Consider the following 18,931-nt stretch of genomic DNA (forward strand, 5'->3'; position numbering starts at 1 on the left):
ATGACTAAAACTGCTCAATCGGTATGGGAAAACTGTTTGTCCTTTATAAAGGATAATATTCAAGACCAAGCATATAAAACTTGGTTTGAACCAATCAAATCAGTTGAGCTAACCGATAACGCGTTATACATTCAAGTTCCAAGTAAATTTTTCTACGAGTGGCTAGAAGAACACTACGTAAAATTGTTGAAAGTTGCGCTTACCAAAGAACTGGGAAAAAACGCAAAGTTACTCTATAAAATTAAAATGGAGAACACTTATGGAAACAAACAGCCGTTTACCGAGCAGCTGCCAAGTTCCAACAGAGTGCCAATGAAACCGCAAGAGGTTGATGCTCCGTTTAAAAACTTAAATCCTGAACTAAAAAATCCTTTTGTAATTCCTGGAATTAGAAATTTAAAAATTGAGTCTCAGTTAAATCCGAACTACAGTTTTGACAATTTCTTAGAAGGAGATTCTAACCGTTTAGCTCGTTCTGCGGGTATGGCGGTTGCGAACAAACCAGGAGGAACTTCATTTAATCCATTATTAATTTTTGGAGGAGTTGGTTTAGGAAAAACACACTTAGCACATGCTATAGGTGTAGAAGTAAAAGATAAGTATCCGGAAAAGACCGTTTTATATATTTCTGCTGAGATTTTTACACAGCAATACATTGATTCTGTAAAAAAGAATAATCGTAATGATTTTATTCATTTTTATCAGTTAATCGATGTTTTAATTATTGATGACGTTCAGTTTTTATCAGGAAAGTCAGGAACGCAAGATGTATTTTTCCATATTTTCAACTATTTGCACCAAAACGGAAAACAAGTAATCTTAACTTCAGATAAAGCTCCTGTTGATATGCAGGATATCGAGCAAAGATTATTATCTCGTTTCAAATGGGGATTATCCGCAGAATTACATCAGCCTGATTACGAAACTCGTATCTCAATCTTAAAAAACATTTTATACCGTGATGGTGTAGAAATGCCAGAAGATATTTTAGAATATGTTGCCCGTAACATCAAATCAAATGTTAGAGAGCTTGAAGGCGCGATCATTTCGTTAATCGCTCAATCTTCTTTCAACAAAAAAGAAGTTACAATTGATTTGGCAAAAAGCGTAGTTGAGAAGTTTGTTAAAAATGTAAAAAGAGAAATTTCTATCGATTATATTCAAAAAATCGTTTCAGATTATTTCCAGTTAGACATTGAAACACTTCAATCTAAAACTAGAAAGAGGCACGTTGTACAAGCAAGACAATTAGCAATGTTCTTTGCAAAAAAATTCACTAAAGCATCTTTAGCAAATATTGGTTCACAGATTGGAGATCGCGATCATGCAACTGTTCTTCACGCTTGTAAAACAGTTGACAATTTAGTTTCTACAGACAAACAATTCAAAAAATTTGTTGAAGACATTAATAAAAAACTAACGCTTTAAGACGCACCATGCCTGTAAAAATCTTAATGGTTTGTTTAGGAAATATATGCAGATCTCCTTTAGCAGAAGGTATTTTAGCCTCGAAGCTTCCCGAAGATAAATTTTTAGTTGATTCTGCTGGAACAGGCTCTTGGCATGTTGGACATTGCCCTGATAAACGTTCTATCGAAGTCGCTAGAAAAAACGGAATAAACATTAGCGCACAAAAAGGGAGACAGATTAAGGTTTCTGATTTTGATGAATTCGATTATATTTATGTAATGGATAATTCAAATCTTCGTGATGTAGTTCATTTAGCAAAAACTCCAGAACATAAAAATAAAATTCGTTTAATCTTAAACGACTTATTTCCAAACGAAAATGTCGATGTTCCAGATCCTTATTATGGCTCTGCAAACGGTTTTGATAACGTTTACGAAATGCTAGACGAAGTAACTGATCTAATTGCTGATCAATTACTTAGAAAACACTCCTAATTCAATTCAATTGTTTCTAAAAGAGAGATAATTGAATTTTTTAATTTAAAACAAAACGCATTATGAAATCTTTCGGAAAACTATATTTAATTCCAACCACAATGGGCGAAAGCGATCCGATGGATGTTTTACCTCAAACTGTTAGAAGAACGATAGAAGTTATCGACCATTATATTGTTGAAAACGACAAAACTGCAAGAAAATCGATTAAAGCAGTTTATCCAGAAAAAAAACAATCAGAGTTGGTTCTTTTCACTTTAAACAAAAGAACAGAAACCAGCGAGCATTTAGATTTCATAAAACCTTTATTAGAAGGAATAAACATGGGATTAATGAGTGAAGCTGGCTGCCCAGGTGTTGCAGATCCAGGCGCTGCAATTGTGAAATTGGCTCATGAAAAAGGAATTCAAGTTGTACCTTTGGTTGGTCCATCTTCTATCCTATTGGCTATGATGGCTTCTGGAATGAACGGGCAAAGTTTTACTTTCAACGGATATTTGCCAATTGACAAAGATGAGAAAAAGTCGGCAATTCGTCATTTTGAAAAATTATCTCAGGACAAAAACCAATCGCAACTATTTATTGAAACGCCATACAGAAATAATAAACTGATTGAAGATCTTTTGCAGATTTTAAATCCGTCAACACATCTTTGCATTGCGGCAGATATTACGCTTCCAACAGAGTTCATTAAAACGATGAAGGTTTCTGATTGGAAAAAATTAAAAATTGATATTGATAAGCGTCCTGCGATTTTTATTATTCATAAAATGTAAATTAATTTATAAATCTTTTTTTTATGAAAAGAATGTCAGCTCTTCTATTCCTTGCATTATCACACTGCATTTCTTCACCAGAAAAGAAAGTTCCAAAAGACAAAAACACAGAACATAATATAACTAAAGACAAGGACTTTAGCAATTCTTCATCGGAAGTAAATACAAATGCCGACGATACCGAAATTAAAATAAAGGAAGACACCGAAGTATACAATATTGACTCCATAGATGTAAAACCCGAATTTGAAAAAGGAATTGAAAAACTCCATAAATTTATTAGGCAAAATTATAAATATCCCGAAGAAGAAGAACTAATAGGAGATGTTAAGGTAAATTTTATAGTAGAAAAAGATGGCAAACTCAGTGATATAACAATCACAAGAGATATAGGATTTGGTACAGGAGACGAAGCAATCCGTGTTCTTAAAAAATGTCCAAAATGGTTTCCCGGAAAACACAATAACAAACTTGTGAGAGTTCGTTACTACTTAACGATCCCAATAAATACAACTCATGAGTAAACTCCCAAACGTAACCACAAGCATTTTTACGGTAATGTCAAAAATGGCAACCGAATACAATGCAATAAATCTTTCTCAAGGATTTCCGAATTTTCCTGTTGACGAAAGACTGACTGATATTGTAGCGAGATTAGCGAAAGAAAATGTTCACCAATATACGCCAATGGCAGGTTATCCTCCATTGATGAACAAAATTGCGACGTTAACTCAGAGCTCTTATAATAGAAGCATTAATCCAGATACAGAACTTTTGGTTACAGCTGGAGCTACACAAGGAATTTTTACCACTATCTTAGCTTTAGTAAAAGAAAATGATGAAGTGGTAATTCTCGATCCGAGTTATGATTCTTATGAATCTCCGGTTTTACTTTGCAAAGCAAAACCGGTCCGAGTTCCTTTAAATGATGATTATACCCCAAATTGGGAAACGATTGAAAAAGCTTGTTCTGCTAAAACCAGAATGATGATTATCAACAATCCGCATAATCCAACGGGGAAAATTTTAACCGAAAATGATTTTGTTCAGCTAAAAAATCTTATTGAAAAATATCCAGGTATCATTATTCTTTCTGATGAAGTTTATGAATACATTACTTTCGAAGAAAAGCATATTTCTGCACATACTAAAGATTTTCTTTTAGATCGCTGTGTTATGGTTTCTTCTTTCGGAAAATCATTTCATATCACGGGCTGGAAAATTGGCTATACCATTGCACCAGAACATTTAATGAAAGAGATCAAAAAAGTACATCAGTTTTTGGTTTTCAGTGTAAACAGCATTTCGCAATTTGCTATCAACGAATATTTAGATGTTGTTGATGTTAATTTACTTGGAAAATTCTATCAGGAAAAAAGAGATTATTTTCAGAAACTCCTTCAAAACAGCCGTTTCGAATTAAAACCTTGCGAAGGAACTTATTTTCAAGTTGCTTCTTATGCAAACATTTCAAATGAAGATGACGTTACTTTCTGTAAAAATCTAATTATTGATCACGGAGTGGCTGCAATTCCAATTTCTACTTTTTACTCCGATCATAAAGATCAAAAATTAATTCGTTTTTGTTTCGCCAAAGATGATTTCACACTTGAATCTGCCGCAAAAAAAATATGCAAAATATAAAGTTTATTAAAATTTTATAACAATATTATGCGTGCATCCTATTTTTTTAATTAATATTGTAAAAAAAGAAAAATATGAGCTATACAGATAAAATGTTACGTGACGATGCTTTACAAGGCAAAGTTATTGTCGTTACGGGCGGCGGAAGTGGTCTAGGAAAAGCTATGACCAAATATTTTCTCGAATTAGGAGCTCAAGTAGCCATAACTTCTAGAGATCTAGAAAAGTTAAAAACTACAGCTGCCGAACTGGAAAGCCAAACTGGAGGCAAGTGTCTTCCTCTGCAATGCGATGTTCGCCATTATGAAGAAGTAGAAAATATGCTTCAGGAAACTTTAAAAGTTTTTGGAAAAGTAGACGTTCTTTTAAATAATGCAGCAGGAAATTTTATTTCGCCAACCGAAAGATTATCGGCAAATGCATTTGATACTGTGATAGATATTGTACTTAAAGGTTCTAAAAACTGTACACTAGCTTTTGGAAAACACTGGATTGATACAAAACAAACTTCGTCTACAATCTTAAATATAGTTACCACCTACGCTTGGACAGGATCTGCTTATGTTGTTCCTAGTGCTACGGCAAAAGCTGGGGTTCTAGCAATGACAAGAAGTCTTGCTGTAGAATGGGCAAAATACGGAATTCGTTCTAATGCCATTGCTCCAGGACCATTCCCTACAAAGGGAGCTTGGGACAGATTATTGCCAGGCGATCTTTCAGAAAAATTTGATATGGCTAAAAAAGTACCATTAAAAAGAGTTGGAGATCACCAAGAATTGGCAAATTTAGCTGCTTATTTAGTTTCTGATTTTTCATCTTATATCAACGGAGACGTAATCACGATTGATGGAGGTGAATGGCTAAAAGGCGCTGGACAATTCAATTTATTAGAAGCAATTCCAGAAGAACTTTGGGATCAGCTTGAAATGATGATAAAAGCAAAAAAGAATAAATAATTACAAGTGCTTACTAAATTCAGAATATTTTTTAAAACTATACTGATTGCACGAAATCCCGAAGATTTACTTTCGGGATTTTTTTTATGATAAAAACAAACATTTTAACCATATAAGTAATATAAGTTCAGTTAAGTACCAATTTACTTAAAAATTTTTCTGCTTAAATTTACTTCTATTACTTATATGGTTTAAAACAGATAATATGTTTAGCGATTCAGTTAAATTATTATTTTTGCGAAACAAATTATAACATCAAATTTATGCTCATTATAGGAATTGCAGGAGGAACAGGAAGTGGAAAGACAACAGTAGTACACCAAATCATGAACGAGTTGCCACATACAGAAGTTGGGGTAATTTCTCAAGATTCTTATTATAAAGAAACTACAAATTTGTCTTTTGACGAAAGAGCATTAATTAATTTTGATCACCCGAGAGCGATTGATTTCGAATTGTTGGTTAGACATTTAAAAGCACTAAAAGCAGGCGAAACAATTGATCAGCCAGTTTATTCTTTTATCCAACACAACCGAACTGACGACACTGTTTCTACACATCCAAGAAAAGTAATGATTGTTGAGGGCATTTTAATCCTTACAAATCCTGAATTGAGAGATATGTTTGATATTAAAGTCTTCGTTCATGCTGATTCTGACGAGAGATTAATTCGTCGTTTAAAAAGAGACATTTCTGAACGAGGCCGTGATATCGATGAAGTTTTAAACCGTTACCAAACAACCTTAAAACCTATGCACGAGCAATTTATAGAACCTTCTAAAGCTTTTGCAGATATTATCATCCCGAATGACAAATACAATACGGTAGCAATTGACGTAGTTCGGGCTGTAATTAATCAGAGAATTTTATAATTTTTATCGTAAATTTAGTCCATAATAATTAGGAGCTGATTCCCCGCTTTCGCCTTTATCTTTTTTATGAGAGAAAAAGCCATAAAAAAGGATATCGGCTCAAACGAAGTTCACTGAACACAAATAAAAAATAAAATCAGTGAAGTAATCGTGGCTAAAGACAACACTCAAATTCAAAAGAAATATTCGTTTAAAATGAAATTCAAAAATCCATACAAAGACAAAAAATGGTTTAAATATCTTGGAAACAAATATGTTTGGGTTTCGATGTTTTTTATAGTTTGGATGTTATTTCTAGACAATTATTCCTATTTTGACCATCGCTTTTTAGATGAGCAAATTCATGAACTTCAAGATAATAAAAAGTATTATCAGGAAGAAATCAGAAAAGATCAAGAGCAGATCAAATTGCTCAAAAACCCTGAACAGATTGAGAAATACGCTCGCGAAAAGTATTTTATGAAAAAAGACAGCGAAGATATTTACATCATTCAATTTGAAGGAGATACCATTCAAGAAAAAGAATAATCAAACAAAATACAATGGCCACTAACCTATTCGACGATTTTAATCCGATTTCATCCAAACAATGGAAACAAAAAATTCAGTTTGAATTGGATGGAGCCGATTACAATCAGACTGTTATTTGGAATTCTCCAGAAGATATTCAGGTAAAACCTTTTTATCATAGCGACGAATTTACAAAAGCAGCAAATATAAATACGCAAGCCTCAGATTTTAAAATCTGCCAAAATATCTTTGTTTTCGATGTTGAAAAATCTATCGAACGTGCTTTAAACACTCTAGAAAGAGGTGCAGAAAGTCTTCGTTTTACGATCGAAAATGATAAAATTGATATTGAAAAATTACTAGCTAATCTTCCTTTAGAAAACAAAACCGTTTACTTTAATTTCAATTTTATCTCAATCGATTTCGTTAAAAAATTAGACACTATTTCGATTCAGAAAAAAGCCAATTTCTATTGCAATTTTGATCCAATTGGGCAATTAGCAAGAGAAGGAAATTGGTTTAGCACTTCTGAAAAAAATAACTTCGATACTTTAGATTTACTCTTTAAAAGCACAACCAATTTAAATCTATTATCTGTCGATTTAGGGTTGTATCAAAATTCAGGCGCAAACATTACACAACAAATTGCATATAGTTTGGCCCATGCAAACGAATATTTAAACCGTTTTGCTGATACTGCAAAATCTATTGTTTTTCAAATTTCTGTTGGAACAAATTATTTCTTCGAAATTGCCAAACTTCGCGCACTTAGAATGCTTTTTGATTTAATTGCTTCTGAGTATAATTCAAAAATAAAATGTCATTTTTTGGTAACGCCAACAAAACGAAACAAAACGATTTACGATTACAACGTAAATATGTTGCGCACAACAACTGAATGTATGTCGGCAATTTTGGGAGGTGCAGATGCCATTGCCAATTTACCATATGATTCTTTGTACCACAAAGACAATGAATTTGGAGATCGAATTTCAAGAAATCAGCTTTTGATTTTAAAGCATGAAAGTTATTTCGATAAAGTAAATAATCCAGCAGACGGAAGTTACTATATTGAAAGTTTAACCATGCAATTGGCTGAAAAAAGTTTGACTTTATTTAAAGATATTGAAGCCAATGGTGGATTCTTGAAACTTTTGAATGATGGGACAATCAAAAAGAAAATTCAGGAAAGTGCTAATAAAGAACAAGAATTATTCGATTCTAAAAAAGAAATTTTATTAGGTACCAATAAATATCCGAACAAAGAAGACAGAATGAAACACGATTTAGAATTGTTTCCTTTTGTAAAAATAAAACCAAGAAAAACATTAATTACGCCAATAATAGAAAAGAGATTGGCAGAGAAAATGGAGCAAGAAAGATTAGAATTGGAATAATCTCTTAAAAGTAATTAATTAAAAAATCAAAAAAAGTGTCTCAATGATTAGAAAAGACCTTAAACATATAAAGTTAGACGTTAAAAGTCAGAAGTTAGAAGTTGATTCTGCTGAAAACTTTACGACAGCTGAAGGAATTGAAATCAAAAGAAATTATTCGGAACAAGATATCGAAGATTTAGAATTTCTTGATTTCGGAGCTGGTTTTGCACCAAACTTACGCGGACCTTATGCAACAATGTATGTCAGACGTCCGTGGACAATTCGCCAGTATGCAGGATTTTCCACAGCAGAAGAAAGTAATGCTTTTTATAGAAAAAATTTAGCCGCAGGTCAAAAAGGACTTTCCATTGCTTTTGATCTTCCAACACATCGCGGCTATGATTCTGATCACGAAAGAGTTGTGGGCGATGTCGGAAAAGCAGGTGTTGCAATTGATTCTGTCGAAGACATGAAAGTGCTTTTCGATCAGATTCCTTTAGACGAAATGTCGGTTTCTATGACCATGAATGGCGCTGTTTTACCAATCATGGCTTTTTATATTGTTGCGGCTGAAGAACAAGGCGTTGCTCCAGAAAAATTAGCAGGAACAATCCAGAATGATATTTTAAAGGAGTTTATGGTACGAAATACCTATATCTATCCTCCAACTCCTTCAATGAAAATTATTGCTGATATTTTTGAATTTACGAGCAAAAAAATGCCGAAATTCAATTCGATCTCGATTTCAGGATATCATATGCAAGAAGCAGGCGCAACGGCAGATATTGAATTAGCATATACTTTAGCAGATGGTTTAGAATACATTAGAACTGGATTATCAACTGGAATGACGATTGACGATTTTGCTCCGAGATTATCTTTCTTTTGGGCAATCGGAATGAATCATTTTATGGAAATTGCCAAAATGAGAGCCGGACGTATGATTTGGGCTAAATTGCTAAAACAATTCAACCCAAAAAGTGATAAATCTCTAGCTTTAAGAACACATTGCCAAACGAGTGGGTGGAGTTTAACAGAACAAGATCCTTTTAATAATGTGGCCAGAACTTGCATCGAAGCTTCTGCGGCAGTTTTTGGAGGAACACAATCTCTTCACACCAATGCTCTAGATGAAGCAATTGCACTTCCAACAGATTTCTCTGCTCGAATTGCTCGAAATACTCAAATATTCCTTCAGGAAGAAACCAAAATGACTAAAACGGTAGATCCTTGGGCTGGAAGTTATTATGTTGAAAGTTTGACTAATGATATCGTTGAAAAGACTTGGAAGCTAATTGAAGAGGTCGAAGAATTGGGTGGAATGACAAAAGCAATTGAAGCTGGAATTCCGAAACTTCGAATTGAAGAAGCTGCGGCAAGAAAACAAGCCAGAATTGATAGCGGACAAGATATTATTGTCGGCGTAAATAAATATCGTTTAGAAAAAGAAGATCCGTTAGATATTTTAGATGTAGACAATCAATTAGTTCGCAAACAACAAGTGGAACGTCTTGAAGAAATAAAACAAAAGAGAGATTCTGAAAAAGTAAATAAGTCACTAGAAAAATTAATCCTTTGTGCACAAACGGGACAAGGCAATTTATTAGAAATCGCAATTGAAGCCGCAAGAAATAGAGCTACATTAGGCGAAATTAGTAATGCCTTGGAAACTGTCTTTGGTCGTTTTAAAGCACAAATTAAATCTTTTAGCGGAGTGTATAGTGCAGCAATAAAAAACGACGAGAATTTTGAAAGAGCAAAGCAATTAGCAGACGTTTTTTCCAAACAAGAAGGAAGACGTCCTAGAATTATGATTGCAAAAATGGGACAAGATGGTCACGACCGAGGTGCAAAAGTTGTTGCAACTGGCTACGCCGATGTAGGTTTTGATGTTGACATTGGTCCGTTATTTCAAACTCCAGCCGAAGCAGCAAAACAAGCGGTAGAAAATGATGTTCACATCTTAGGAGTTTCATCTCTTGCGGCTGGGCACAAAACTTTGGTTCCGCAGGTTATTGAAGAACTTAAAAAACACGGACGAGATGATATAATGGTAATTGTAGGCGGTGTAATTCCGTCACAGGACTATCAATTTCTGTTTGATGCAGGAGCATCAGCTGTTTTTGGGCCAGGAACTAAAATAAGTGAAGCCGCAATAAAAATCTTAGAAGCTTTAATAGATTAAAAAAAAATCCCTCTAGTGAGGGATTTTTCTTTTTCTTAGTTTAGTCGTTTACTGTTGCGTTACTATCTGCTTCTATAAAAGAAAGATCGTAACCTGCAAAATCTCTCATATAGCTTTTCAAAGAAGTTCCAAAAGCATCTCTAAAATGTCTGCTTCCTTTATTTTTGAAAAAATTCTTTACAGAACCTGCACCACCTAAATGCGCTGCTGCTAAAATTCCAGATTCGGTAATTTCGATACCACTGATGATTTTACCTTCGTATCTTTTAATTTCGTTACGTAAAATCCATTTGTTTTTGGCTAACAAAGCCATAAATGCTTTTTCTTGTAGAGCAGGATCTTTTAAAAAGGCTTTATTATCATTAATTCCGATTGCTCTTAAAGCTTTAGAACCAAATTGATATTTACCCATATAACCAAGGGAATTTACTAGTCTGTATTGCCCTTGAGATTCTTTAAAAGCTACTGCTTCTTTAAATCCTATTAGATGATTTCCTGTGTATGGGACATTTGTGTTTGGATAATCATCTTTTTCTTTCGATGGAAAAATATATTCTGATCCATCTGTTTTTTCAATTAAAAACCAAGGTTTGGTTTCCTTTTCTGAGGGAATAAATCCCAAACTTAAAAATGTAATAATAACGACTAAACTCGCATAAAAATACCATTTCTTTATCATAAATTGTTTTTCTTCAAGACACTGTCACTCTCTTAAAATTTCTACGGTGCAAAGATAAGACATTTTCAAAATATGCTAAAAACCAGCTATTTAACATTTTTTAAGAAAAAACGAGATTCGCTTTCGTCCCAGATATAGTAATGGATTCCGAAAGATTTTAGTAACGATTTTTTTACCTTGAAAAAGGAAATTTTGGGTCAAAAAAAAATCAATTTTATATTAATTTTAAGTAAATCTGCATGAAAAGAAAGAAAAAAACTACACAAAAGTAGTTTATTTTGTGCCAATTTTGAAAATGAGTTTTTGAATATTATAAAATTTTGAAGCGAATAATGTTTAAATTTTAAAAACTCTATACTCAAAAAAGGTCAAAATAATAATTCAATAATTTTTGAATGAAAAATAATTTTACTGGAAATTTGAAACAAAAAAACCGAAGCTAAATTGACTTCGGTTTTTTCGTTTTTTTCTTTTTTAAGAAAATTATCTTGTTACTCCCTGACTAGCGATCCAGTCAGAATATTTTTTTGCATTTACATTGTGCTCTGCTAATGTCGCTGCAAATTCATGATATCCGAAACGTTCAACGCTTGCACAGAAATAAATATAATCGTTCTTCTCTGGGTTTAAAACTGCTTCTAAAGCTGTGATATCAGGCATTGCAATTGGTCCAGGAGGAAGTCCTTTATTGACATAAGTATTATATGGTGACCTCATTAACAAGTCATTGTAAAAAACTCGTTTAATAACCTGATCGAAATTATTGTCTCTTAATTTTAAAGAATAGATAACGGTTGGATCTGCTTGTAAAGGCATTTCTAAACGCAAACGATTTAAATAAACACCAGCAATACGGGGTCTTTCATCTTTTTTTACTGATTCTTTATGAACAATTGAAGCTAAAATTGTAGCCTGAACTGGAGTTAAACCTTGTTTTTTTGCTTTTTCAATTCTTTCAGGCGTCCAGAAATTGTGATATTCTTTAATCATTTTATCACGGAACTTCTCTGCCGAAGTATTCCAATAAATTTCATACGTATTTGGAATAAACATTGCAAAAACGTTTTCTTCATTAAATCCGTTTGCAGCTAAGAAAGTAGAATCTCTAATAACTTTCAATAAAGATAAACTGTCCGCTTCGATTTCTTTGCCGATTCTTCCAGCAAAATTCTCTAAACGTTCTTGATTATTAAAAACCAATTTCACAGGAATATTTGAACGCATTGCTCGCACTAAGTCGATATTGTTCATGTCTTTCTTTAAAAGAAAACGACCCGATTTTACATTTTGCGGATAATCTCTTTTTTCTGCAACCATTTCGAAGTTGTCAAAATTCTTTACGTAAGGCGCTAAAATCTTTTTCACATCAGCGTAATTCGCATCTGTAGGTACATAAATGTATACCTCTTTTTCTTCGAATTTAGTATTAGAACTAAAAATTTTATTGATTAAAATAAAACCATAAATCAATAACACTGAAATTATGGCTACGGCACTTATTGTGATTATTTTTTTTAGACTCAAAGCTTAAAATTTAAATTTGTTTATTAATTAGCTGAAAAATTGCTTCATCATGATAGTGGTTATGATACAAAATCCAGTCTTTTTTTATTCCGATTTTCTTAAAACCAAATTTAGTAAAAAGTGCAAGACTTGCTACATTTTGTACGCCAATATTTGCATACAATTGATGAAGATTTAAATTATAAAAAGAATATTTTATTAAAAGCTCTAAAGCCTCAGAACCAATGTTTTTCGCTTGATTTTCTTCTTTCTGAATTACAATCCCAATCCCTGCCCTATTATTTCTTGGGTCAAAGTCAAACAAATCAATCAATCCAACAGCAGGAAAATCTTCATCTTGACAGATTGCCAAGCGAAGCTGTTTTGCCTCATAAATATCTTGATGAGCATTCTCTAAATATTGTTTAATCAAAAAACGGCTGTAAGGACTCTGCGTATTGCTAACTTCCCAGATATTCTCATCATTTTCTATAGAATATATGAACTCCAAATCTTGAGGTTCGAGTGCACGCAAATAAATCGAATCGCCTTTTAATGTTATCATTTTACAATTTTAGATTTCTGATTGTAGATCTTAGATTTAAATCTCAATTGTTCCTTTGAATACGAATTTTGCAGGTCCTGTCAAGAAAACATTGGCATATCCATCATTATCTTTATCAAAAGAAACGACCAATTTTCCACCTTCAACGTTTAAGTTTATTGAAGTTTTATCAGTTTCACCAATCGCATTCATGGCAATTGCAACAGCTGTCGCACCTGTTCCGCAAGCAAGAGTTTCATCTTCAACACCTCTTTCATAAGTTCTCAAAGAGAAAGTATCATTATCAACTTTTTTCACAAAATTAATATTGCTTCCTTTTTCTCCGTATAATTCTCCATAACGAATCGCTGCTCCGTTTTCTTTCACATTATAATGTTCCAAATCGTCTACAATTTGAACATGATGAGGAGAACCTGTATTTAAAAACGTATAAGAATCTTTTTTCTGAATTTCGTTCACATCAATCATTTGCAAAGAAACAATCGAATCGGCATTTACAGAAGCGTGGTGTAATCCATCAGTTGCAATAAAAGTGGTTTTATCATCAATTACTCCCAATTGATTAGCAAAAGCAACAAGACAACGACCGCCATTTCCGCACATCGAACTTTGTTTTCCATCAGAGTTGTAATACACCATTCTAAAATCAGTTTCAGAATCATTTTCTAAAAGAATTAATCCGTCAGCTCCAATTCCGAAACGTCTGTCACACAGACGCTCAATAAGCTTTACATCTTCTTTTGGAAAGAAATTTGTACGATTATCAATCATTACAAAATCGTTTCCAGTGCCTTGATATTTATAAAATTCTACTTGCATTTTTTAGTTGTTAGAAGTACAAAAGTACAAACTATTAATTAATGAAATGTTAATCATTGTTAAAGAGAGTTAAACCATTTTTCCAAATAATTTTTTCAAGTAATTTTACATTACAAAACACGAAACATAAATTCTAATAACTTAATTACAAATTCTAATATGAAAAGATTTTCAGCCTTATTTTTAGTGTCATTATTAAGTGGTGCTATTACTCTTGGTGCTTACAAGTTATTATTTGAAAGCAACAATTCTTTTTTTGGAAAAGGAAATTCTGTTGTAACTCTTGCCCCTAACTCTTATGGAAAAAATGTTGGTTTAGGAGCTGAAATACTAGATTTTACCGAAGCCGCAGACAAAACAATTCATACCGTTGTTCACGTAAAAAATGTTTCGAGAAGAACTGTCAGCAATCCAATGCTTGAATTTTTCTACGGATATGGGGGACAACAACAGCAAGAACAAGTAGGAACTGGTTCTGGAGTAATTATTTCTGAAGACGGATATATCGTAACTAACAATCACGTAATCAAAGATGCTACAGATATTGAAATTACTTTAAACAACAAAAAATCATACAAAGCTAAGTTAATTGGTACTGATTCTAAAATGGATATTGCCCTTTTAAAAATCAATGCTGACGAAAAACTTCCTTACACTGCTTTTGCAAACTCTGATAATGTAAAAGTTGGCGAATGGGTATTGGCAGTTGGAAATCCTTATAACTTGACTTCGACCGTAACTGCTGGTATTGTTTCGGCGAAAGCCAGAAATTTAGACCAAAGCGGAATTCAATCTTTCATTCAAACTGATGCTGCTGTAAACCCAGGAAATAGCGGTGGAGCGTTAGTAAATGCTAGAGGCGAATTAATCGGAATTAACACGATGATTTCTTCTATGACTGGTTCGTATGTTGGATATTCTTTTGCAGTTCCTTCTAATATTGCTCGAAAAATTATCGAGGATATTATGGAATATGGAAATGTTCAAAGAGGAATTCTTGGTGTTGAAGGCGGCGAATTGAACAGTACAGCTTCTAAAGAATTAGGAATTACTCAAACACAAGGATTTTATATTAATAGAGTTACTAAAAATTCTGGTGCAGAAAAAGCTGGTCTTACGAAAGGAGACATTATTGTAAAACTTGACGAGCAAAACATTTCAACTTATGCAGATTTATCAGGTTACATCAATACGAAACGTCCAAACGATGTTGTAAAAGTAACTTACATTAAAGACGGAAAAACTAAAACAGTTCCTGTTACTTTAAGTAAAAACGAATTTTACAGCGCTGAAATTAAAGGAATTGAATTAGAAAATATAGACGCTGCTGACAAAAAGAAATTCAGAATTGATTATGGTGTTAAAATTAAAAACATCACCAATGAGAATTTAATGCAATATCAAAATGAGTTGCTTGGAAACATTATTTTAAGCATTGATAATGTAAAAGCAACAAACGTTGAAACTGTTTCAAAACTTTTAAGTAAAAAAGACGAAGGACAAAGTGTTCGAATTGAAATGATCAACAGAAACGGAGAGATTTTCAGAATTATAATTTAAGTCGCAGTTTTCGGTCACAGTTTACAGTTTTCAAACTGCGACTGAGAACCGAGACCGAAAACTTCAAAAAAGCCATCTTAAGAAATTTAAGGTGGCTTTTTTATTTTCAAAAATAAATGCTAAAATAGTTTACGAAATCGATTGAAATAGATACTTTTGCGCCAAATTTTAAAATAGTGAGCATTTTATTTTTTCAATTATGAGTAACAAATCATTGTACCAAAAAGAGGTATCATTACAAGTCGACCGACGAAAAGCCGGCGTAGAATTAATTAAAGTCATAAGCGATTTATGGTATGACAAATCAATCGAAATGGTTTTATTCAAAAATCAATTATTGGATAAAAACGTAAGCGATATTATCAATCTTCATCAATATGCTGGTGAATTTGTGGGTAAACCAATCACTATTTTTGATTCGGTAGAAATCGCAAAAGTAGTTTTATCACTAAATCTTCCGCCTGCCAAAATAGATCTTGGAAAACTAACTTACGAATATCGTTTAGAAGATGAAAAATATCCTGATGCAAGATATTTTGTTATTGAAAAATTGAAAAAAGCAAAATCTTCAAAAGAGATTCAACCTAAAGATGTTGTTTTATATGGTTTTGGAAGAATTGGACGTTTATTAGCAAGAGAGCTAATGTCTAAAACTGGAAAAGGAAACCAATTACGTTTGAGAGCAATTGTAACCCGTGATAAAAATGACGCGTCGAGTTTAGAGAAACGAGCTTCTCTTTTGCGATATGATTCAATTCACGGAGATTTTCAAGGATCTGTAATCGCCGATTCTAAAAATAATGCTTTAATTATTAATGGGACAACGGTTCACATTATTACTGCAAATTCTCCTGAAGAAATTGATTATACAATTTACGGAATCAATGATGCTTTAGTAATAGATAACACTGGAGCATTTACAACTGAAGAAGCATTAAAAAGACATTTAACCTCAAACGGAGCGAATAAAGTTTTATTGACTGCTCCAGGAAAAGGCGTTCCAAATATCGTTCACGGTGTAAATCATAACTATTTTAATCCTGATGAAGTAAATATTTTTTCTGCTGCATCTTGCACAACAAATGCCATTACTCCAATTCTAAAAGTAGTTGAAGAAACTCTTGGGGTTGCAAAAGGACATTTAGAAACAATTCACGCATACACCAACGACCAGAATCTGGTTGATAATATGCACAAGAAATACCGTCGCGGAAGAGCAGCTGCTTTAAATATGGTTATTACAGAAACCGGTGCAGGAAACGCTGTTGCAAAAGCTTTGCCATCATTAGAAGGAAAATTAACTTCAAATGCTATCCGAGTTCCTGTTCCAAACGGATCTCTTGTCGTTTTAAATTTAGAAGTTAAGAAAGCAACATCAATTGCAGCAATCAATAAAATTATGAAGAAATATGCTTTAGAAGGAGAACTGGTAGAGCAAATAAAATATTCTTTAAATAACGAATTGGTTTCGTCTGACATTGTAGGAACATCTGCTCCATCAATTTATGACAGCAATGCTACAATTGTTTCAAAAGACGGAAAAAATATTGTGCTGTACATTTGGTATGATAACGAATACGGATATAGTCATCAAGTTATTCGTTTAGCAAAATATATTGCCAAAGTAAGACGTTATACTTATTATTAATTCGACCAAACTAACTTTTTTTCTTAAAACCATCAAGATTTCTTGGTGGTTTTTTGTTTGTCAGATAGGCAAAACAGTAGTACTTTTTACTTCTGAAATTACAAAAACAGTATTTATTAAAGAAACCTCAGGCAAAACAGATAATTTTTTCTGATGAAAATGGTGATAGCTTTCCATGTCTGGAATTATAATTTTAAGCATATAATCAAAATTTCCTGAAACATAATTGCATTCCACAACTTCAGGAAGATTCAAAATGGATTGATTAAATCCTTCTGATGTGTCATAAGTCTGTTTGACCAACGTAACCTGACAATAAACCGTCAAATTATTTCCTAATTTTTTCTTATCAAGAAGCGTCACATATTTTTCTATAATTCCATCTTTTTCAAGACGTTTGACTCTATCGTGAACAGGCGTTAATGACAAATTTATTTTGTTTGCAATGTCTTTTAAAGTGTAATGCGCATCTTCTTGCAAAAGACGTAGTATTTTTTTGTCAATTTCATCTAAAGCCATAACGAAAACGTTTTATTAAAATTAGTTCGATTTAGTCTTTTTTTCTTTTTGAAGAATAAAATTCACTTCAAAACAGAATATTTTTCTGTAAAAGTAAAAAATAAAATAATATTTTCTTATTTACTATGCGTTAAACCATAATTTATTCTCTATCTGTAGATTTGTAAAACAATTTCAATAAAAACAAAAAAATATAACAAAATGATAATAGGTGTTCCTAAAGAAATAAAAAATAACGAAAACAGAGTTGCTTTAACTCCTGCAGGTGTTTCTGAAATGAAAAAACACGGCCATACAGTTTATGTTCAATCTACTGCTGGTTTAGGAAGTGGTTTCGCTGACGCGGAATATGCTGAAGCTGGTGCGGTAATTTTACCAACTATTGAGGAAGTTTATGCTATTGCAGAAATGATCATCAAAGTAAAAGAGCCAATTGCTTCAGAATATCCATTGATCAAAAAAGATCAATTATTATTTACTTATTTCCACTTTGCTTCTTCAGAAGAATTAACACATGCAATGTTGGAAAAAGGAGCTGTATGTTTAGCTTACGAAACTGTAGAAAAAACAGACAGAAGCTTACCATTATTAGTTCCAATGTCTGAAGTTGCTGGTCGTATGGCAATTCAACAAGGAGCAAAATACCTTGAAAAACCATTAAAAGGAAGAGGAATTCTTTTAGGAGGTGTTCCAGGTGTGCCACCAGCAAAAGTATTGGTTTTAGGTGGAGGAATCGTAGGAACTCAAGCTGCTAAAATGGCTGCTGGATTAGGTGCTCAAGTAACTATCATGGACTTAAGCTTACCACGTTTACGTCAATTAGACGATATCATGCCTGCAAACGTAAATACAGAAATGTCTAATCATTATAATATTACAAGAGCAATTAAAGATGCTGACTTAATTGTTGGAGCAGTTTTAATTCCAGGAGCAAAAGCACCTCACTTAATCACTCGCGATATGTTAAAATTAATGCGTCCAGGAACTGTTGTTGTTGACGTAGCGGTAGATCAAGGTGGATGTATCGAAACTTGTACTCCAACAACTCACGAAAACCCAACTTTCATTATCGATGATATTGTTCACTACTGTGTAGCTAATATGCCAGGAGCCGTTCCTTACACTTCTACTTTAGCTTTAACAAATGCAACTTTACCATATGCTGTACAATTAGCAAACAAAGGATGGGAAAAAGCATGTGCAGAAAACGAAGAATTGAAAAAAGGATTAAACGTAGCTAATGGAAAAATCCTTTACAAAGGAGTTGCAGAAGCTTGGAATCTTCCTTTTAACGAAGAAATAGTATTAGCAAACGCATAGGCTAATACTTGTATAAGTGCTTACTAAAATCACTATTACAAAAAGGCTTTTCTTAACTGAAAAGCCTTTTTTTATGCCATAAAAAAACCTGT

The 18,931-nt window shown here is 33.0% G+C and carries 18 protein-coding genes; 13 read left to right on the top strand and 5 right to left on the bottom strand.

All coding sequences use genetic code 11. The features are described 5' to 3' along the window. From dnaA to scpA, 10 genes are all read left to right on the top strand, one after another. A complete protein-coding gene (dnaA, locus tag QLQ96_RS00005; protein WP_482493630.1) occupies positions 1–1,428 on the top strand; it encodes a chromosomal replication initiator protein DnaA in 1,428 nt (475 codons plus the stop codon). Positions 1,429–1,436: 8 nt separating this feature from the next. Then, positions 1,437–1,904, top strand: coding sequence for a low molecular weight protein-tyrosine-phosphatase (locus tag QLQ96_RS00010; protein WP_482493632.1), 468 nt, complete (start codon positions 1,437–1,439; stop codon positions 1,902–1,904). A gap of 62 nt (positions 1,905–1,966) precedes the next feature. Then, the gene (locus QLQ96_RS00015) at positions 1,967–2,680 is read left to right on the top strand and encodes an SAM-dependent methyltransferase (RefSeq protein WP_482493634.1); all 714 of its coding nucleotides are present in this window, start codon (positions 1,967–1,969) and stop codon (positions 2,678–2,680) included. Between the two features lie 23 nt (positions 2,681–2,703). Next, on the top strand, positions 2,704–3,204 hold the full coding sequence (locus QLQ96_RS00020; RefSeq protein WP_482493635.1) for an energy transducer TonB: 501 nt from the start codon (positions 2,704–2,706) through the stop codon (positions 3,202–3,204). After that, the gene (locus tag QLQ96_RS00025; RefSeq protein ID WP_482493636.1) at positions 3,197–4,324 is read left to right on the top strand and encodes a methionine aminotransferase; all 1,128 of its coding nucleotides are present in this window, start codon (positions 3,197–3,199) and stop codon (positions 4,322–4,324) included. The genes QLQ96_RS00020 and QLQ96_RS00025 overlap by 8 nt, the downstream gene beginning before the upstream one ends. Before the next feature lie 74 nt (positions 4,325–4,398). Further along, positions 4,399–5,280, top strand: coding sequence for an SDR family oxidoreductase (locus QLQ96_RS00030; protein WP_482493637.1), 882 nt, complete (start codon positions 4,399–4,401; stop codon positions 5,278–5,280). Positions 5,281–5,543: 263 nt separating this feature from the next. After that, entirely contained in the window at positions 5,544–6,152 is a 609-nt protein-coding gene (gene udk / locus QLQ96_RS00035) for a uridine kinase (protein ID WP_482493638.1), read from the top strand. A gap of 195 nt (positions 6,153–6,347) precedes the next feature. Next, a complete protein-coding gene (locus QLQ96_RS00040; protein WP_482497001.1) occupies positions 6,348–6,680 on the top strand; it encodes an FtsB family cell division protein in 333 nt (110 codons plus the stop codon). 14 nt (positions 6,681–6,694) lie between these two features. Then, positions 6,695–8,059 (top strand): methylmalonyl-CoA mutase subunit beta, encoded by a 1,365-nt coding sequence (locus tag QLQ96_RS00045; RefSeq protein ID WP_482493639.1) that lies wholly within the window; start codon positions 6,695–6,697, stop codon positions 8,057–8,059. A 43-nt stretch (positions 8,060–8,102) separates the two neighbouring features. Then, positions 8,103–10,226 (top strand): methylmalonyl-CoA mutase, encoded by a 2,124-nt coding sequence (gene scpA, locus QLQ96_RS00050; protein WP_482493641.1) that lies wholly within the window; start codon positions 8,103–8,105, stop codon positions 10,224–10,226. Positions 10,227–10,266: 40 nt separating this feature from the next. Here scpA and QLQ96_RS00055 read toward each other — a convergent pair whose 3' ends face one another. From QLQ96_RS00055 to dapF, 4 genes are all read right to left on the bottom strand, one after another. Continuing rightward, positions 10,267–10,905, bottom strand: a complete 639-nt coding sequence (locus QLQ96_RS00055) for a peptidoglycan-binding protein LysM (protein ID WP_482493643.1) — start codon at positions 10,903–10,905, stop codon at positions 10,267–10,269. 483 nt (positions 10,906–11,388) lie between these two features. Continuing rightward, the gene (gene mltG / locus QLQ96_RS00060) at positions 11,389–12,429 is read right to left on the bottom strand and encodes an endolytic transglycosylase MltG (RefSeq protein WP_482493645.1); all 1,041 of its coding nucleotides are present in this window, start codon (positions 12,427–12,429) and stop codon (positions 11,389–11,391) included. A 10-nt stretch (positions 12,430–12,439) separates the two neighbouring features. Further along, entirely contained in the window at positions 12,440–12,973 is a 534-nt protein-coding gene (locus QLQ96_RS00065; RefSeq protein WP_482493647.1) for a GNAT family N-acetyltransferase, read from the bottom strand. A 36-nt stretch (positions 12,974–13,009) separates the two neighbouring features. After that, positions 13,010–13,792, bottom strand: a complete 783-nt coding sequence (dapF, locus tag QLQ96_RS00070) for a diaminopimelate epimerase (RefSeq protein WP_482493649.1) — start codon at positions 13,790–13,792, stop codon at positions 13,010–13,012. Between the two features lie 159 nt (positions 13,793–13,951). Here dapF and QLQ96_RS00075 point away from each other — a divergent pair, with 159 nt between their 5' ends. Both QLQ96_RS00075 and QLQ96_RS00080 read left to right on the top strand, forming a co-directional pair. Continuing rightward, positions 13,952–15,352 carry a trypsin-like peptidase domain-containing protein gene (locus tag QLQ96_RS00075; protein WP_482493651.1) on the top strand — a complete coding sequence of 467 codons (1,401 nt, stop codon included), beginning with the start codon at positions 13,952–13,954 and terminating at the stop codon, positions 15,350–15,352. A gap of 199 nt (positions 15,353–15,551) precedes the next feature. Then, the gene (locus QLQ96_RS00080) at positions 15,552–17,000 is read left to right on the top strand and encodes a glyceraldehyde-3-phosphate dehydrogenase (protein WP_482493653.1); all 1,449 of its coding nucleotides are present in this window, start codon (positions 15,552–15,554) and stop codon (positions 16,998–17,000) included. Positions 17,001–17,060: 60 nt separating this feature from the next. On the opposite strand, the gene QLQ96_RS00085 is transcribed toward QLQ96_RS00080, so the two are convergent. Further along, positions 17,061–17,519 (bottom strand): Lrp/AsnC family transcriptional regulator, encoded by a 459-nt coding sequence (locus QLQ96_RS00085; RefSeq protein WP_207294966.1) that lies wholly within the window; start codon positions 17,517–17,519, stop codon positions 17,061–17,063. A 201-nt stretch (positions 17,520–17,720) separates the two neighbouring features. Between QLQ96_RS00085 and ald the strand changes: the two genes are divergently transcribed. Next, positions 17,721–18,839, top strand: coding sequence for an alanine dehydrogenase (gene ald, locus QLQ96_RS00090; RefSeq protein WP_482493654.1), 1,119 nt, complete (start codon positions 17,721–17,723; stop codon positions 18,837–18,839). Positions 18,840–18,931 lie beyond the last annotated feature (92 nt).

Source organism: Flavobacterium sp. B167r (assembly GCF_056824315.1).

Bases quoted from the DNA above. Each gene is read 5' to 3' on its own strand.
- dnaA (WP_482493630.1), top strand. From the start codon at position 1: ATGACTAAAACTGCTCAATCGGTATGGGAAAACTGTTTGTCCTTTATA.
- QLQ96_RS00010 (WP_482493632.1), top strand. From the start codon at position 1,437: ATGCCTGTAAAAATCTTAATGGTTTGTTTAGGAAATATATGCAGATCT.
- QLQ96_RS00015 (WP_482493634.1), top strand. From the start codon at position 1,967: ATGAAATCTTTCGGAAAACTATATTTAATTCCAACCACAATGGGCGAA.
- QLQ96_RS00020 (WP_482493635.1), top strand. From the start codon at position 2,704: ATGAAAAGAATGTCAGCTCTTCTATTCCTTGCATTATCACACTGCATT.
- QLQ96_RS00025 (WP_482493636.1), top strand. From the start codon at position 3,197: ATGAGTAAACTCCCAAACGTAACCACAAGCATTTTTACGGTAATGTCA.
- QLQ96_RS00030 (WP_482493637.1), top strand. From the start codon at position 4,399: ATGAGCTATACAGATAAAATGTTACGTGACGATGCTTTACAAGGCAAA.
- udk (WP_482493638.1), top strand. From the start codon at position 5,544: ATGCTCATTATAGGAATTGCAGGAGGAACAGGAAGTGGAAAGACAACA.
- QLQ96_RS00040 (WP_482497001.1), top strand. From the start codon at position 6,348: ATGAAATTCAAAAATCCATACAAAGACAAAAAATGGTTTAAATATCTT.
- QLQ96_RS00045 (WP_482493639.1), top strand. From the start codon at position 6,695: ATGGCCACTAACCTATTCGACGATTTTAATCCGATTTCATCCAAACAA.
- scpA (WP_482493641.1), top strand. From the start codon at position 8,103: ATGATTAGAAAAGACCTTAAACATATAAAGTTAGACGTTAAAAGTCAG.
- QLQ96_RS00055 (WP_482493643.1), bottom strand. From the start codon at position 10,905: ATGATAAAGAAATGGTATTTTTATGCGAGTTTAGTCGTTATTATTACA.
- QLQ96_RS00065 (WP_482493647.1), bottom strand. From the start codon at position 12,973: ATGATAACATTAAAAGGCGATTCGATTTATTTGCGTGCACTCGAACCT.
- dapF (WP_482493649.1), bottom strand. From the start codon at position 13,792: ATGCAAGTAGAATTTTATAAATATCAAGGCACTGGAAACGATTTTGTA.
- QLQ96_RS00075 (WP_482493651.1), top strand. From the start codon at position 13,952: ATGAAAAGATTTTCAGCCTTATTTTTAGTGTCATTATTAAGTGGTGCT.
- QLQ96_RS00080 (WP_482493653.1), top strand. From the start codon at position 15,552: ATGAGTAACAAATCATTGTACCAAAAAGAGGTATCATTACAAGTCGAC.
- QLQ96_RS00085 (WP_207294966.1), bottom strand. From the start codon at position 17,519: ATGGCTTTAGATGAAATTGACAAAAAAATACTACGTCTTTTGCAAGAA.
- ald (WP_482493654.1), top strand. From the start codon at position 17,721: ATGATAATAGGTGTTCCTAAAGAAATAAAAAATAACGAAAACAGAGTT.